The sequence below is a fragment of the Vibrio porteresiae DSM 19223 genome, assembly GCF_024347055.1.
Taxonomy (GTDB): domain Bacteria; phylum Pseudomonadota; class Gammaproteobacteria; order Enterobacterales; family Vibrionaceae; genus Vibrio; species Vibrio porteresiae.
The window spans coordinates 290911-307128 of the sequence record NZ_AP024895.1; the positions used below are offsets into that span (position 1 = coordinate 290911).

Here is a 16218-nt window from a genome sequence, read left to right on the forward strand (position 1 = left end):
TTCAGTATTCATTGAGCCGAAAAAACTTTTAATTGAAGAGTTTGATCATGGCTCAGATTGAACGCTGGCGGCAGGCCTAACACATGCAAGTCGAGCGGCAGCACAGAGGAACTTGTTCCTTGGGTGGCGAGCGGCGGACGGGTGAGTAATGTCTGGGAAGTTGCCCGATAGAGGGGGATAACCATTGGAAACGATGGCTAATACCGCATAACCTCGCAAGAGCAAAGAAGGGGATCTTCGGACCTTTCGCTATCGGATACGCCCAGATGGGATTAGCTAGTTGGTGAGGTAAGGGCTCACCAAGGCGACGATCCCTAGCTGGTCTGAGAGGATGATCAGCCACACTGGAACTGAGACACGGTCCAGACTCCTACGGGAGGCAGCAGTGGGGAATATTGCACAATGGGCGCAAGCCTGATGCAGCCATGCCGCGTGTATGAAGAAGGCCTTCGGGTTGTAAAGTACTTTCAGCAGTGAGGAAGATGGTGAGATTAATACTCTCATCATTTGACGTTAGCTGCAGAAGAAGCACCGGCTAACTCCGTGCCAGCAGCCGCGGTAATACGGAGGGTGCGAGCGTTAATCGGAATTACTGGGCGTAAAGCGCATGCAGGTGGTCTGTTAAGTCAGATGTGAAAGCCCGGGGCTTAACCTCGGAATCGCATTTGAAACTGGCAGGCTAGAGTGCTGTAGAGGGGGGTAGAATTCCAGGTGTAGCGGTGAAATGCGTAGAGATCTGGAGGAATACCGGTGGCGAAGGCGGCCCCCTGGACAGACACTGACACTCAGATGCGAAAGCGTGGGGAGCAAACAGGATTAGATACCCTGGTAGTCCACGCCGTAAACGATGTCTACTTGGAGGTTGTGGCCTTGAGCCGTGGCTTTCGGAGCTAACGCGTTAAGTAGACCGCCTGGGGAGTACGGTCGCAAGATTAAAACTCAAATGAATTGACGGGGGCCCGCACAAGCGGTGGAGCATGTGGTTTAATTCGATGCAACGCGAAGAACCTTACCTACTCTTGACATCCAGAGAACTTAGCAGAGATGCTTTGGTGCCTTCGGGAACTCTGAGACAGGTGCTGCATGGCTGTCGTCAGCTCGTGTTGTGAAATGTTGGGTTAAGTCCCGCAACGAGCGCAACCCTTATCCTTGTTTGCCAGCGAGTAATGTCGGGAACTCCAGGGAGACTGCCGGTGATAAACCGGAGGAAGGTGGGGACGACGTCAAGTCATCATGGCCCTTACGAGTAGGGCTACACACGTGCTACAATGGCATATACAGAGGGCGGCTAACTTGCGAAAGTGTGCGAATCCCAAAAAGTATGTCGTAGTCCGGATTGGAGTCTGCAACTCGACTCCATGAAGTCGGAATCGCTAGTAATCGTGGATCAGAATGCCACGGTGAATACGTTCCCGGGCCTTGTACACACCGCCCGTCACACCATGGGAGTGGGCTGCAAAAGAAGCAGGTAGTTTAACCTTCGGGAGGACGCTTGCCACTTTGTGGTTCATGACTGGGGTGAAGTCGTAACAAGGTAGCGCTAGGGGAACCTGGCGCTGGATCACCTCCTTAATACGAAGATTATTGCGATGAGTGTTCACACAGATTGATACGGTTTAATAAAAGAGAGCACCGCGTTAGATTCCTCTGCCCTCAGCCAATTGGCGCAGAGTATATTGTGTCCCGTTCGTCTAGAGGCCTAGGACACCGCCCTTTCACGGCGGTAACAGGGGTTCGACTCCCCTACGGGATACCATCTTTAAGCACATTTGCTTAAGTGTTCTTAAAAATGGTTTTACTTTCGTAATGAAAGAAAATCTTTGCTCTTTAACAATTTGGAAAGCTGACAAAACAATGTTTTATTTCAATGAAATAGAAGATTGTTTGTAAAGTTCTCAATTGTCTTCGTTATGAAGACAAACAAAAACACATTCAAGTGTTCTTGGATTTACTTTTTAAGTAAACCTTTTGCTTCTGCTTTTTCAAAGCGGAGATAAGAGGAAAATTGAGTTCGGCAATATCGAGTCTGCAACATGTATAAAAATGCAGACAACCTTGGTGACTTGTTCATCAACTCGAAACTTTTTTGGGTTGTATGGTTAAGTGACTAAGCGTACACGGTGGATGCCTTGGCAGTCAGAGGCGATGAAGGACGTACTAACTTGCGATAAGCGTAGATGAGGCAGTAAGAGCCACTTGAGTCTACGATTTCCGAATGGGGAAACCCAACTGCATAAGCAGTTATCTTTAACTGAATACATAGGTTAAAGAAGCGAACCGGGAGAACTGAAACATCTAAGTACCCCGAGGAAAAGAAATCAACCGAGATTCCGAAAGTAGCGGCGAGCGAAATTGGATTAGCCCTTAAGCTTATTATGCGTCAGGCGAAGGCTCTGGAAAGGGCCGCGATACAGGGTGATAGCCCCGTAGCTGATAACGCATAGTAAGTGAAAACGAGTAAGGCGGGACACGTGTTATCCTGTCTGAACATGGGGGGACCATCCTCCAAGGCTAAATACTCCTGACTGACCGATAGTGAACCAGTACCGTGAGGGAAAGGCGAAAAGAACCCCTGTGAGGGGAGTGAAATAGAACCTGAAACCGTGTACGTACAAGCAGTAGGAGCCTCCTTTGTGGGGTGACTGCGTACCTTTTGTATAATGGGTCAGCGACTTATATTCAGTGGCAAGGTTAACCGTTTAGGGGAGCCGTAGGGAAACCGAGTCTTAACTGGGCGCACAGTCTCTGGATATAGACCCGAAACCGAGTGATCTAGCCATGGGCAGGTTGAAGGTTGAGTAACATCAACTGGAGGACCGAACCGACTAATGTTGAAAAATTAGCGGATGACTTGTGGCTAGGGGTGAAAGGCCAATCAAACTCGGAGATAGCTGGTTCTCCCCGAAAGCTATTTAGGTAGCGCCTCGGACGAATACTACTGGGGGTAGAGCACTGTTAAGGCTAGGGGGTCATCCCGACTTACCAACCCTTTGCAAACTCCGAATACCAGTAAGTACTATCCGGGAGACACACGGCGGGTGCTAACGTCCGTCGTGAAGAGGGAAACAACCCAGACCGCCAGCTAAGGTCCCAAATTATAGCTAAGTGGGAAACGATGTGGGAAGGCTTAGACAGCTAGGATGTTGGCTTAGAAGCAGCCATCATTTAAAGAAAGCGTAATAGCTCACTAGTCGAGTCGGCCTGCGCGGAAGATGTAACGGGGCTAAGCTATAAACCGAAGCTGCGGCAATGCAATTTATTGTATTGGGTAGGGGAGCGTTCTGTAAGCCGTTGAAGGTGAGTTGTAAAGCTTGCTGGAGGTATCAGAAGTGCGAATGCTGACATGAGTAACGATAATGGGGGTGAAAAACCTCCACGCCGGAAGACCAAGGGTTCCTGTCCAACGTTAATCGGGGCAGGGTAAGTCGACCCCTAAGGCGAGGCAGAAATGCGTAGTCGATGGGAAACGGGTTAATATTCCCGTACTTCTTACAATTGCGATGGGGGGACGGAGAAGGCTAGGTGGGCTTGGCGACGGTCGTCCAAGTTCAAGTGTGTAGGTTGGGTGTTTAGGCAAATCCGGACACCTAAGACTGAGACACGATGTCGAGCACCCAAGGGTGTGAAGTCATTGATGCCATGCTTCCAGGAAAAGCCTCTAAGCTTCAGATTGTAAGGAATCGTACCCCAAACCGACACAGGTGGTCGGGTAGAGAATACCAAGGCGCTTGAGAGAACTCGGGTGAAGGAACTAGGCAAAATGGTACCGTAACTTCGGGAGAAGGTACGCTCTCGACGGTGAAGTCCCTCGCGGATGGAGCTATTGAGAGTCGCAGATACCAGGTGGCTGCAACTGTTTATTAAAAACACAGCACTGTGCAAAATCGTAAGATGACGTATACGGTGTGACGCCTGCCCGGTGCCGGAAGGTTAATTGATGGGGTTAGCGCAAGCGAAGCTCTTGATCGAAGCCCCGGTAAACGGCGGCCGTAACTATAACGGTCCTAAGGTAGCGAAATTCCTTGTCGGGTAAGTTCCGACCTGCACGAATGGCGTAATGATGGCCACGCTGTCTCCACCCGAGACTCAGTGAAATTGAAATCGCTGTGAAGATGCAGTGTACCCGCGGCTAGACGGAAAGACCCCGTGAACCTTTACTACAGCTTGGCACTGAACATTGAGCCTACATGTGTAGGATAGGTGGGAGGCTATGAAGCGAAGACGCCAGTTTTCGTGGAGTCGACCTTGAAATACCACCCTTGTATGTTTGATGTTCTAACTTAGTCCCATTATCTGGGACAAGGACAGTGCCTGGTGGGTAGTTTGACTGGGGCGGTCTCCTCCCAAAGAGTAACGGAGGAGCACGAAGGTGGGCTAATCACGGTTGGACATCGTGAGGTTAGTGCAATGGCATAAGCCCGCTTAACTGCGAGAATGACGGTTCGAGCAGGTGCGAAAGCAGGTCATAGTGATCCGGTGGTTCTGAATGGAAGGGCCATCGCTCAACGGATAAAAGGTACTCCGGGGATAACAGGCTGATACCGCCCAAGAGTTCATATCGACGGCGGTGTTTGGCACCTCGATGTCGGCTCATCACATCCTGGGGCTGAAGTCGGTCCCAAGGGTATGGCTGTTCGCCATTTAAAGTGGTACGCGAGCTGGGTTTAGAACGTCGTGAGACAGTTCGGTCCCTATCTGCCGTGGGCGTTGGAGAATTGAAAGGGGCTGCTCCTAGTACGAGAGGACCGGAGTGGACGAACCTCTGGTGTTCGGGTTGTGTCGCCAGACGCATTGCCCGGTAGCTAAGTTCGGAATCGATAACCGCTGAAAGCATCTAAGCGGGAAGCGAGCCTTGAGATGAGTTCTCCCTGGCGCTATAAGCGTCCTAAAGGGTTGTTCGAGACTAGAACGTTGATAGGCAGGGTGTGTAAGCGTTGTGAGGCGTTGAGCTAACCTGTACTAATTGCCCGTGAGACTTAACCATACAACACCAAAAGGGTTTTGTAGGACTCGATTAAGACACTTGAATTGTGTTGAGACTTGAAACAGCTTTCTAAATTAAAGAATTTGCTTGGCGACCATAGCGATTTGGACCCACCTGATTCCATGCCGAACTCAGAAGTGAAACAAATTAGCGCCGATGGTAGTGTGGGGTTTCCCCATGTGAGAGTAGGACATCGCCAGGCTTTAAATTGCATTAGCGAGATGGATATCTTGTTAATAAGAATACAGCGGAGCGGTAGTTCAGTTGGTTAGAATATCGGCCTGTCACGCCGAGGGTCGCGGGTTCGAGTCCCGTCCGTTCCGCCACTAATTAAAGAAGCCTCAGTCGAAAGACTGAGGCTTTTTTGCTTTGGATTTTAGCAATATCCACAGATTTCTCTTCTTCTTTTCATCGTTGTAGCTTGTAGCTTTGAATTGCTTCTAGCTAGCGTTTCTGTGATGGAACGTTTCCAACATTCGCAAGTCCAGACTTTGTTTCCTGACGTCATGTCGTAGTATCACGATACAAAAAAAAGCCACTCGTGAAGGAGTGGCTTAGTAATGATTTCAATGAGTTACAGAATTTGTTTTAACACTCGGTCTGCGCTGACTCGAGTGATTCTACGAATCAGGCGCTGAACAGGGGCTGGATAATTTTCCATCTGTTCAATTTGCATATAACTGCCAATCAAATGCGTATGCTGCAGGATATTCGCTTTCTCTTTTTCAAATTGATCTTGAAGGAGCTGATTTTCATCACGTACTAACAGTGCATTCTCTAAGTCCAATTTCCACGCTCTAGGATTTAGGTTATTACCCGTTAGTAACATATAACGTTTATCCACCGAAATTCCTTTCAGGTGAAAACTATTTTCTTCATGTTTCCACAGGTGGATAGAAAGCTTACGTCCAGCGATGTTCGCTTCATTGATACGAGCAAAGCGACGAAGATTTAATTCATATAGGTAGGGTAACCCACCAATCGTTTTAAACTCTTGCTCTGGAGAGATATAGAAATCGTTCGCGGTTTTATCGCCAATCACGATATCTACTTTAACCCCACGGCGTATCGCCCTTTTCACTTCTTTAGCAACGCTTTTAGGGAAGTTAAAGTAAGGCGTACAAATGAAAATCTCTTCTTTCGCTTGAGCAATCATTTGAATAATGGTCTGATTTAAAAAATTACGTCTTTTACCGATGCCAACCAGCGGGGTAATCCCCACCTTATCAGAAGCAATTTTTTGTGGTTCAAACTGATAGAGAGATTGTGTCAATGATGCACGGAACTGACGAATGTCGATTCTAATTTCTTTCGTCTTCGGTTTATCACTGGCTGATAGGTCATAGACAGCAGGATGGGCAATCATTGAGTTTTGTACGTAATTCACCATAGAGTTGGCAAGGTCGGTACTTTCAATCGTATGGTATCGGTCGAAACGATAACGTTCTTTGTAGTGTAGATATACGTTGTTGAGACTTGCGCCACTATAAATCACTTTGTCATCGATAATGAAACCTTTAAGGTGCAGTACACCAAAAACTTCTCGACCGCGCACTGGAATGCCATATACCGGAACGGCATGCTCATATTTTTGAGCATACTCAGCGTACATAGCTGAATTACCTTGTGAAGATGCCGCACCAATCAGACCGCGTTGGGCACGATGCCAGTCAACACAGATGTTGATATCTAAACCTGGGTTACGCTGTTTTGCTTCATATATTTCTGTCAGTATCTCACGTCCTGCCTCATCATTTTCTAGATACAGTGCGACGATATAAATACGTTTTGTTGCATGACGTATTGATTCGATCAACTGGGCGCGAAATTCTTTAGCAGAGAACAGGACATTAAAATTCTCTGGAGATAGCGCAATCGCTGGCAGCTTTTTGACAGGGTGTCTACGAGCAATCATAGGGATGCTTTACCTTTATATGTGCAAAATTGCGGACTAAGTATTCTACCAAATTCGCTAGTTAGATGGCTAGGAATGGTGTCCATTCTACGTCTCATCCTGAAGAAAATGCATAGGAATGAGATTCTTACCATGCTGAGTGTAGCGCTGGAATAGCATTTTTAAGTCCGGTGGGAGCTCATTTTCATCAATCGATACAAAATAACTCTGTTGATAGAAACGATCCAGATGTGAATAAGCAAAACAGTAATCTTGAGGCGTCAGAACATGTTGAACACAATAAGCGAGTAGTTGTTGTCCAATGCCTTGATTGCGAAGATTATCTGCTACCGCCATGCCAGTTAAAAGACGAAATTGGCCGACGGTTCTAAAGCGGACAAGTGCTACCATTTCTGCCTCTTGATAAGCGACAATAATAAGCTCATCACTTTTAGGCTTGGCTCCTGGATAATGTTGCTTATAGAAGCGCTTAATTAACGGAATCTTGATGGGATCAAGAGTTTCAAACTGTAGAGTAGGCATTTGTTCTGTTCTGCATCGGTATCTGTTGTAGAATGCTTAGAGTTTAATAGATTACAAGAAAGCCATGCAATTTCATCTCGATATATCATTAAAGCCTTACCACACGTTTGGTATTGATCAACAGTGTGAACAATTGGCGATCGCTGAATCCGTTGATGATCTCAAATGGATCTATCGTCACCCTGATTGGCAAGAGAAAACCAAACTCATCATTGGTAAGGGCAGTAATATGTTGTTTACTCAACCTTACCAAGGATTGGTGATTGTTAACCGTATTATGGGTATTACTCACACTGAAGACTCGGACGCTTTTTACTTACACGTAGGGGCGGGTGAGGATTGGCCAGATTTGGTGCAATGGAGCGTGAGTCACTCAATGCCTGGTTTGGAAAATCTTGCGCTCATACCTGGATGCGCAGGCTCTGCACCTGTCCAGAATATCGGTGCTTATGGTGTTGAATTCAAAGATGTCTGCCAATATGTCGACTATCTCTGCTTAGAGAGTTTTGAAGTAAAGCGCTTAACTCTTGCTGAATGCCAATTTGGCTATCGTGATTCTGTATTTAAACATCGCTTATTTAACAAGGCAGTTGTAGTCGCTGTCGGCCTTAAATTGACAAAAGCATGGCAACCTCGCTTGCAATATGGACCGTTAAAAGTGCTTGAACATGACAGTTCTGCGCAAACCATTTATGACACTGTGTGCCATATTCGCCAAGAAAAATTGCCAGATCCAGCAAAGCAGGGAAATGCAGGCAGCTTCTTTAAAAATCCTGTCATATCTCAAGAGCAGTACCAAAGCTTATTGAATCAATTCCCGGATATAGTCGCCTACCCCGCAGGGGATGAGATGAAGGTCGCGGCGGGATGGTTAATTGATAAAGCTGGTCTGAAAGGCATTAGTATCGGTGGAGCTCGTGTCCATCCAAACCAAGCATTGGTTATCGTTAACCAAACGGGTGATGCGACCGCGCAAGATGTAATTGAATTGGCTGCTCATGTGTATAACACGGTTTATCAGCTATATCAGATTAAGCTAGAACATGAAGTTCGCTTTATGGCGGCAGACAGAGAAGTATACCTATCACAATTAATGGAGAACCCTGAGTGAAAGATCATAGTGTGAAATTGAGTTTACTAAACACCTTGTCCGATGGTGTATTTCACTCTGGTGAGTCCTTAGGTCAACAACTTGGTATAACTCGTGCTGCAATTAGTAAGCACATCCAAGGGATCCAAGAGTGGGGTGTCGATATATTTCGTGTGCAGGGGAAAGGTTATCAATTAGCACAGCCTTTCATTATGCTAAGTCACGATCTTATTCAAAGCCAAGTCAGTAACCCTGTTGAGTTACACCCGATTATTGATTCAACCAACCAGTTTCTTTTAGACCGAACCGAGACGCTCGCCTCTGGTACAGTGTGTGTCGCAGAGTATCAATCGCAAGGTCGAGGTCGTCGTGGACGTCAATGGGTATCGCCATTTGGTACCAACCTGTATTTTTCGATCTTTTGGCGTCTAGAAGCCGGAATGGCGGCAGCGATGGGACTGAGTTTAGTCGTTGGTGTCGCAATTGCAGAGGCGATTGAAAGCCTTGGTATTGAGGGTGTCAAACTGAAATGGCCAAATGACTTGTATCACAATGATAAGAAGCTCGCTGGGATTCTGGTTGAGATGTCTGGACAGGCCGGAGGTGCAGCTAACTTGGTTATTGGCATGGGGATGAACTTAGCGATGCAAGATAAAAAGGGCACGATAGATCAACCTTGGACAAGTTTGGCTGAAGTGATCGGTAACGATCAGCTGGATCGTAACCAATTAGTGGTCTCTTTTATTAAGACGCTCGATAAAGCATTAAAAAATTACGAAGTTCATGGCATGCAAGACTTCGTTACTCGTTGGAATCGCTTAGATAACTTTCTCGATCGTCCCATTCGTTTAATCATGGGAAATAATGAAGTGACGGGTATCGAACGAGGTATAGATTCACATGGTGGCGTTCTGCTTGAAACAAATGAAGGATTAAAAAGCTTTATTGGTGGTGAAATATCTTTACGTCGTAATGATTAGCGGTCAACCAATCAGCCTTCCTACTCATAAAAAAAGAGACCCATCGGTCTCTTTTTTGTCGAATTATTAACGCTATTTACGTAAAAGAATTTCTTCTACCGTATGATTGTCGCCTTTGCGCAAGATGAGTTGGGCGCGAAATTTTGTCGGTAGAATGTTTTGCTGCAAGTTTTTACCATTAATGGTGTGCCAAATGGTCTGTGCTTTTTCAACTGCCGCTTCTTCGGATAGCTGTGTGTAATGGCTAAAGTAAGAGCCAGGTTTGGTAAACGCGCTAAAGCGGAATGACATAAAGCGGTCAACATACCACTCTTCGATTAAACGAGTATCCGCATCGACATAAATCGAAAAATCGAGAAAATCAGAAATAAACACGGTATGAGGTGCATGAGGGTAGTCCATACCACTTTGCAGTACGTTTAACCCTTCAATAATCAGCACATCAGGGCAATCCACCACTTTTTGCTCGTCGGTAATATCATAAGTGACGTGTGAATAGACGGGAGCAACCACATGGCGTTCCCCTGCTTTTACATCCGAAACAAATTGTACGAGCTTACGAATATCATAGGATTCAGGAAATCCCTTTTTGTGCATGATATTTTTTGCTTGCAACACTTTATTTGGATAAAGAAAACCATCAGTGGTGATGAGTTCCACTTTAGGATGGTTTCCCCAGCGAGAAAGCAGTGCTCTGAGCAAGCGAGCTGTTGTGCTTTTACCTACCGCAACGCTACCTGCGATACCGATAATAAAAGGGGGCGCTTTCTCTTTGTTGCCTAAGAATTGCTCGAGGACCGTATTGCGGTTCTGTCTTGCAGCAACATACAGATTCAATAAACGAGCAAGCGGTAGATAGATCTCTACTGCCTCTTTCATCGTCAATTTTTCATTGATACCTTGTAGCTCTTTCAGATCACTCTCTGATAGCGTCATTGGGACGGTATTACGTAGATTAGCCCACTGTTCGCGATCAAAAGACAAGTACGGACTCATAGTATTCTCGACAATCTCACACATGCGAGAAAGGAACATACAATACGTGGCGAAGAATGCAAACGACAATCGCGCCATATTTCATAATTGAATAAAAAATAGCGTAAAAAGTAGTCATCCAGAGCGAATTGATTCAATTTAAGAGATTTTTTTTGAAAATAGGGCTTGCAAGGTATGAAATCATTCAATAGAATGCGCCCCACTTATGCCGACTTAGCTCAGTAGGTAGAGCAACTGACTTGTAATCAGTAGGTCACCAGTTCGATTCCGGTAGTCGGCACCATTTTCTCCAAGTAGTGAAAATGGAAATGTATTTTTGGAGGGGTTCCCGAGTGGCCAAAGGGAGCAGACTGTAAATCTGCCGGCTCCGCCTTCGATGGTTCGAATCCGTCCCCCTCCACCATATTGAATAGGAAATAGCACAAAGAGTTACGTGTTGCGGGCATCGTATAATGGCTATTACCTCAGCCTTCCAAGCTGATGATGCGGGTTCGATTCCCGCTGCCCGCTCCACTCATTTAAGTGTGCTGATATAGCTCAGTCGGTAGAGCGCATCCTTGGTAAGGATGAGGTCGGCAGTTCGATTCTGCCTATCAGCACCAGCTCTAAGCAAACTTTTCCTTTTCATATATACTTTCTACCGATAATTATTGGTTACGTGGTCATACTTTTTGAACCACCTAAATCCGTACCTAGAGGGACAAGTCATGTCTAAAGAAAAATTTGAACGTACGAAACCGCACGTAAACGTTGGTACTATCGGCCACGTTGACCACGGTAAAACAACTCTAACTGCAGCAATCTGTACTGTACTTTCTAAAGTATACGGCGGTGCAGCTCGTGACTTCGCGTCAATCGACAACGCTCCAGAAGAACGTGAACGTGGTATCACAATCAATACCTCTCACGTAGAATACGACACACCAACTCGTCACTACGCACACGTAGACTGCCCAGGACACGCTGACTATGTTAAAAACATGATCACTGGTGCTGCGCAAATGGACGGCGGTATCCTAGTTGTTGCTGCGACAGATGGCCCAATGCCACAAACTCGTGAGCACATCCTACTAGGCCGTCAGGTTGGTATTCCTTACATCATCGTATTCATGAACAAATGTGACATGGTTGACGATGAAGAGCTACTAGAACTAGTAGAAATGGAAGTTCGTGAACTTCTATCTGAATACGACTTCCCAGGCGATGACCTACCAGTAATCCAAGGTTCAGCACTAGGCGCGCTAAACGGCGAAGCACAGTGGGAAGAGAAAATCGTTGAACTAGCGAAAGCTCTAGACGAATACATTCCAGAACCAGAACGTGCAATCGATCTGCCATTCCTAATGCCAATCGAAGACGTATTCTCAATCCAAGGTCGTGGTACAGTAGTAACTGGCCGTATCGAACGTGGTATTTTGAAAGTAGGTGATGAAGTTGCAATCGTTGGTATCCACGATACAACAACAACTACTTGTACTGGTGTTGAAATGTTCCGTAAACTTCTAGACGAAGGTCGTGCGGGTGAGAACGTTGGTGCACTACTACGTGGTACTAAACGTGATGAAGTTGAACGTGGTCAAGTACTAGCTAAACCAGGTTCAATCACTCCACACACTAAATTCGAATCAGAAGTGTACGTACTGTCTAAAGATGAAGGTGGTCGTCACACTCCATTCTTCAAAGGCTACCGTCCACAGTTCTACTTCCGTACAACTGACGTAACTGGTAACATCCAGCTACCAGAAGGCGTAGAAATGGTAATGCCAGGCGACAACATTCGCATGTCAGTAGAACTAATTCACCCAATCGCGATGGACGAAGGTCTACGTTTCGCGATTCGTGAAGGTGGTCGTACAGTAGGTGCTGGTGTTGTAGCTAAGATCGTTGCTTAATTGCAATAATCGTTTGACGAAACACTAGTAAAAAGGGCATCATTTGATGCCCTTTTTAACTGCTATCGAATGGTTTGTCGAATTGTTAATCAATCGAAAGCAGTATATTTGTAGGGCTAAGAGCATTTCTTAGTCTGAAGTGTTATGATTCAGCATTCAAAATGTTGAAAATGGATTTGCCCTGCAACAGCGGGGTTGTTGTCGTCTGAAGTAAGACTTGTGACAGGTTGGTTTATGAAAGCAAAAACTGCTGAAACTCCTGATAGCTCAAGTGCGGCAGAGATCTTCAAGTGGGTTGTCACTTTTGCTCTGCTAGCTGTCGCTGTTGTGGGTAATTACCTATACAAAGATATGTCCGTTGTGATTCGTGCTGCTGGCGTGATCGTTTTGATCGCTGCTGCCCTTGGCATTGCTGCTATTACTAGTAAAGGTAAAGCTGCAGTAATTTTTGCTCGTGAATCTCGCATGGAAATTCGCAAAGTAGTTTGGCCTACACGCCAAGAAACTATGCAAACTACACTAATTGTTCTTGCTGTTAGCATCGTTATGGCCTTAGCGCTGTGGGGTATTGACGGCATTATGGTACGCCTAGTTGCTTTTGCGACTGGTATTTAATTGAGAGAGGGTAAGATACATGAGTGAAGCACCAAAAAAACGCTGGTACGTAGTTCAAGCCTTCTCAGGATTTGAAGGTCGTGTTGCTCAGTCTCTACGCGAACACATCAAGATCCACGGTATGGAAGAGCACTTCGGTGAAGTTCTTGTTCCTACTGAAGAAGTGGTTGAGATGCGTGCTGGTCAACGCCGTAAGAGTGAACGCAAATTCTTCCCTGGCTATGTGCTTGTGCAAATGGTTATGAACGATGAATCATGGCACTTAGTACGTAGCGTGCCACGTGTGATGGGTTTCATCGGTGGTACTTCTGATCGTCCAGCACCAATTACTGATAAAGAAGCTGACGCGATTCTGAACCGTCTTGAAAAAGCAAGTGAAGCTCCTCGTCCTAAAACTATGTTTGAAGCGGGTGAAGTGGTTCGTGTTAACGAAGGTCCATTTGCTGACTTTAACGGTACAGTTGAAGAAGTTGACTACGAGAAAAGCCGCCTGAAAGTATCGGTATCGATCTTTGGCCGTGCAACTCCTGTTGAGCTTGAATTTGGTCAAGTTGAAAAACTTGATTAAAAAAACATCTTTTAGTCTTGTTTAAGGCGCGAAATCTGATTATAATTTCGCGCCTTTTTACAGGTCTCTATTGTAAATCGGGGAGCTGATCATAGATTAGCGTTTGAACCCAAATTTTAGGAAATATCATGGCTAAGAAAGTTGAAGCTTATATCAAGCTGCAAGTTGCAGCTGGTATGGCAAACCCAAGTCCACCAGTTGGTCCTGCTCTAGGTCAACGTGGTGTGAACATCATGGAATTCTGTAAAGCGTTCAACGCACGTACAGAATCTCTAGAAAAAGGTCTACCAACTCCAGTTGTTATCACTGTATACAGTGACCGTTCGTTCACATTCGAAACTAAGACTCCACCAGCAGCAGTTCTTCTTAAGAAAGCAGCAGGCATCAAGTCTGGTTCAGGTCGCCCTAACACTAACAAAGTGGGTACAGTAACTGAAGCTCAAATCCAAGAAATCGCAGAAACTAAAGCTGCTGATATGACTGGTGCAGACGTTGAAGCTATGAAGCGTTCTATTGCGGGTACTGCTCGTTCAATGGGCCTAGTGGTAGAGGGTTAATACAATGGCTAAACTAACTAAACGCATGCGTACTATCCGCGAAAAAGTGGATGTAACTAAAGAGTACGACATCAACGAAGCTGTTGCTCTTCTTAAAGAACTAGCTACTGCTAAATTCGTTGAATCTGTTGACGTTGCTGTTAACCTAGGTATCGACGCTCGTAAATCTGACCAAAACGTTCGTGGCGCAACTGTGCTACCACACGGTACTGGTCGTGATGTACGTGTTGCTGTATTTACTCAAGGTGCAAACGCTGAAGCTGCTAAAGCTGCAGGCGCTGACCTAGTAGGTATGGAAGATCTAGCTGACCAAGTTAAGAAAGGCGAGATGAACTTCGACGTAGTTATCGCATCTCCAGATGCAATGCGCGTTGTAGGTCAACTTGGTACCATCCTTGGTCCACGTGGTCTTATGCCAAACCCTAAAGTTGGTACTGTAACTCCTAACGTTGCTGAAGCTGTTAAGAACGCTAAAGCTGGTCAGGTTCGTTACCGTAACGACAAGAACGGTATCGTTCATACTACGATTGGTAAAGTGTCTTTCGACGCTGCACAAATCAAAGAAAACCTAGAAGCTCTTCTAGTTGCTCTTAAAAAAGCAAAACCATCAGCAGCAAAAGGTGTTTACGTTAAGAAAGTAAGCATCTCTACCACTATGGGTGCTGGTGTATCAGTAGATCAAGCAACACTATCTGCTGCTATTTAATGCATTTGCTTAGGCGCAAAATTAGTGTATAATTCTGCGCCTAATATTTGTGGTTGGGGCTGAGTTCAGTTCTTACTGAAACGCAGTCTCCGTCCAAGACCGTAGGCGTTATCGCAAGATAACTTAATCGTTCCTACGTAGATGGTGCCCGAACCTGACGAAAGCTCTATTTAATATCTTTCTTCTGGGAATGCACCTCAATAACTCTCACTGTTGTGATAATAGTGAGTGGTGTAACGACAACCAGGAGTTAATCCAACATGGCATTAAATCTTCAAGACAAAAAAGCAATTGTTGCTGAAGTCAACGAAGCGGCCAGTGGTGCACTTTCTGCAGTTGTTGCTGACTCTCGTGGCGTTCAAGTTGCTGCAATGACAACTCTACGTAAACAAGCTCGTGAAGCTGGTGTTTACCTAAAAGTTGTTCGCAACACTCTAGCTCGTCGCGCAGTAGAAGGCACGTCTTACGAATGTCTACAAGACGTATTCGTAGGTCCAACTTTGATCGGCTTCTCTAACGAGCACCCAGGTGCTGCAGCGCGTCTTTTCAAAGACTTCGCTAAAGAGAACAAAGCATTTGAGATCAAAGCTGCTGCATTTGAAGGCGCTTTAGCTGACGTAGAAGTACTAGCTACACTACCAACTTACAACGAAGCAATCGCACGTTTGATGATGTGCATGAAAGAAGCTTCTGCTGGCAAATTGGTACGTACTATTGCTGCTGTTCGCGACCAGAAACAAGAAGCTGTTGCTTAATAAAGCTTGCTTTTTATTGGTTGCAAAATAAACTTATTGTTGACTTAAAAGAGAATTGTTATGTCTATTACTAACGAGCAAATCCTAGACGCAGTTGCAGAAATGTCTGTAATGCAAGTTGTTGAACTAATCGAAGCAATGGAAGAGAAATTCGGTGTTTCTGCTGCTGCTGCTGTAGTTGCTGGTGGTCCAGCTGCTGCTGCTGTTGAAGAGCAAACTGAATTCAACGTTATCCTAGCTTCTGCTGGTGCGAACAAAGTTTCTGTTATCAAAGCAGTACGTGGCGCAACTGGCCTAGGTCTTAAAGAAGCTAAAGCTCTAGTTGACGGCGCTCCAGCTGCTGTTAAAGAAGCTGTTTCTAAAGAAGAAGCTGAAGCTCTTAAGAAAGAACTAGAAGAAGCTGGTGCGACTGTTGAAGTTAAGTAATTTCTTAATTTCATAGCCGTAATGGCTAATGGCTGGTGGTTTAATGACCACCGGCCTTTTTGCGCTGTAGGGTCTCGACGAGTTTTCCCGCTGTTTAGACGTCGATTTCCGTGCAAAACACGACCTATTCTTTCGTAGTAAGTCGTCACTACAGTAAACAGCTATTAGTCACTGTCCTAACCCTTCGTTATTGAAATGACCAAGGCGGGCAG

At 45.6% G+C, this 16218-nt stretch carries 12 protein-coding genes, 6 tRNA genes and 3 rRNA genes; 18 read left to right on the forward strand and 3 right to left on the reverse strand.

Annotated elements, in window-relative coordinates; translation table 11 throughout:
* Positions 1–29: 29 nt before the first annotated feature.
* The 5 genes from OCV11_RS01285 to OCV11_RS01305 all read left to right on the forward strand — a co-directional run bounded on the left by OCV11_RS01285 (position 30) and on the right by OCV11_RS01305 (position 5310).
* Positions 30–1572, forward strand: a 16S ribosomal RNA gene (locus tag OCV11_RS01285).
* Between the two features lie 108 nt (positions 1573–1680).
* Positions 1681–1756, forward strand: a tRNA-Glu gene (locus tag OCV11_RS01290).
* A gap of 341 nt (positions 1757–2097) precedes the next feature.
* A 23S ribosomal RNA gene (locus OCV11_RS01295) occupies positions 2098–4984 on the forward strand.
* Positions 4985–5070: 86 nt separating this feature from the next.
* Positions 5071–5186 (forward strand): 5S ribosomal RNA (rrf, locus tag OCV11_RS01300).
* The 16S, 23S and 5S rRNA genes sit together here with 2 tRNA genes alongside, the layout of an rRNA operon.
* 47 nt (positions 5187–5233) lie before the next feature.
* Positions 5234–5310 (forward strand) — tRNA-Asp (locus OCV11_RS01305).
* A gap of 248 nt (positions 5311–5558) precedes the next feature.
* Here the strand turns inward: OCV11_RS01305 and pssA are convergent.
* Positions 5559–6899: a CDP-diacylglycerol--serine O-phosphatidyltransferase gene (pssA, locus tag OCV11_RS01310; protein ID WP_261894516.1), complete on the reverse strand. Its 1341-nt coding sequence runs from the start codon at positions 6897–6899 to the stop codon at positions 5559–5561.
* An 87-nt stretch (positions 6900–6986) separates the two neighbouring features.
* Entirely contained in the window at positions 6987–7421 is a 435-nt protein-coding gene (locus tag OCV11_RS01315; protein WP_261894518.1) for a GNAT family N-acetyltransferase, read from the reverse strand.
* Between the two features lie 64 nt (positions 7422–7485).
* Between OCV11_RS01315 and murB the strand changes: the two genes are divergently transcribed.
* Together murB and birA are read left to right on the forward strand one after the other, a co-directional pair.
* A complete protein-coding gene (murB, locus tag OCV11_RS01320; RefSeq protein ID WP_261894519.1) occupies positions 7486–8532 on the forward strand; it encodes a UDP-N-acetylmuramate dehydrogenase in 1047 nt (348 codons plus the stop codon).
* On the forward strand, positions 8529–9491 hold the full coding sequence (gene birA, locus OCV11_RS01325) for a bifunctional biotin--[acetyl-CoA-carboxylase] ligase/biotin operon repressor BirA (protein ID WP_261894520.1): 963 nt from the start codon (positions 8529–8531) through the stop codon (positions 9489–9491). Before murB ends, birA begins: the two co-directional genes overlap by 4 nt.
* Before the next feature lie 72 nt (positions 9492–9563).
* Here birA and coaA read toward each other — a convergent pair whose 3' ends face one another.
* Complete coding sequence (gene coaA, locus OCV11_RS01330) at positions 9564–10487, reverse strand: type I pantothenate kinase (protein ID WP_261894521.1); 924 nt, start codon at positions 10485–10487, stop codon at positions 9564–9566.
* 207 nt (positions 10488–10694) lie between these two features.
* On the opposite strand from coaA, the gene OCV11_RS01335 reads away from it, so the two are divergent.
* The 11 genes from OCV11_RS01335 to rplL all read left to right on the forward strand — a co-directional run bounded on the left by OCV11_RS01335 (position 10695) and on the right by rplL (position 16006).
* Positions 10695–10770: transfer RNA gene (locus OCV11_RS01335), tRNA-Thr, on the forward strand.
* 35 nt (positions 10771–10805) lie between these two features.
* Positions 10806–10890: transfer RNA gene (locus OCV11_RS01340), tRNA-Tyr, on the forward strand.
* Between the two features lie 35 nt (positions 10891–10925).
* Positions 10926–11000 (forward strand) — tRNA-Gly (locus OCV11_RS01345).
* Between the two features lie 13 nt (positions 11001–11013).
* Positions 11014–11089: transfer RNA gene (locus OCV11_RS01350), tRNA-Thr, on the forward strand.
* Between the two features lie 105 nt (positions 11090–11194).
* Positions 11195–12379 carry an elongation factor Tu gene (gene tuf / locus OCV11_RS01355; protein WP_261894522.1) on the forward strand — a complete coding sequence of 395 codons (1185 nt, stop codon included), beginning with the start codon at positions 11195–11197 and terminating at the stop codon, positions 12377–12379.
* Between the two features lie 234 nt (positions 12380–12613).
* Complete coding sequence (gene secE, locus OCV11_RS01360) at positions 12614–12994, forward strand: preprotein translocase subunit SecE (protein ID WP_261894523.1); 381 nt, start codon at positions 12614–12616, stop codon at positions 12992–12994.
* 19 nt (positions 12995–13013) lie between these two features.
* Entirely contained in the window at positions 13014–13562 is a 549-nt protein-coding gene (nusG, locus tag OCV11_RS01365) for a transcription termination/antitermination protein NusG (protein WP_261894525.1), read from the forward strand.
* Between the two features lie 128 nt (positions 13563–13690).
* The gene (gene rplK / locus OCV11_RS01370; protein ID WP_261894527.1) at positions 13691–14119 is read left to right on the forward strand and encodes a 50S ribosomal protein L11; all 429 of its coding nucleotides are present in this window, start codon (positions 13691–13693) and stop codon (positions 14117–14119) included.
* Between the two features lie 4 nt (positions 14120–14123).
* On the forward strand, positions 14124–14825 hold the full coding sequence (rplA, locus tag OCV11_RS01375) for a 50S ribosomal protein L1 (protein WP_261894529.1): 702 nt from the start codon (positions 14124–14126) through the stop codon (positions 14823–14825).
* A gap of 260 nt (positions 14826–15085) precedes the next feature.
* Entirely contained in the window at positions 15086–15580 is a 495-nt protein-coding gene (gene rplJ, locus OCV11_RS01380; protein ID WP_261894531.1) for a 50S ribosomal protein L10, read from the forward strand.
* A gap of 60 nt (positions 15581–15640) precedes the next feature.
* Positions 15641–16006, forward strand: a complete 366-nt coding sequence (gene rplL, locus OCV11_RS01385) for a 50S ribosomal protein L7/L12 (RefSeq protein ID WP_261894533.1) — start codon at positions 15641–15643, stop codon at positions 16004–16006.
* The last annotated feature ends 212 nt before the right edge of the window (positions 16007–16218 follow it).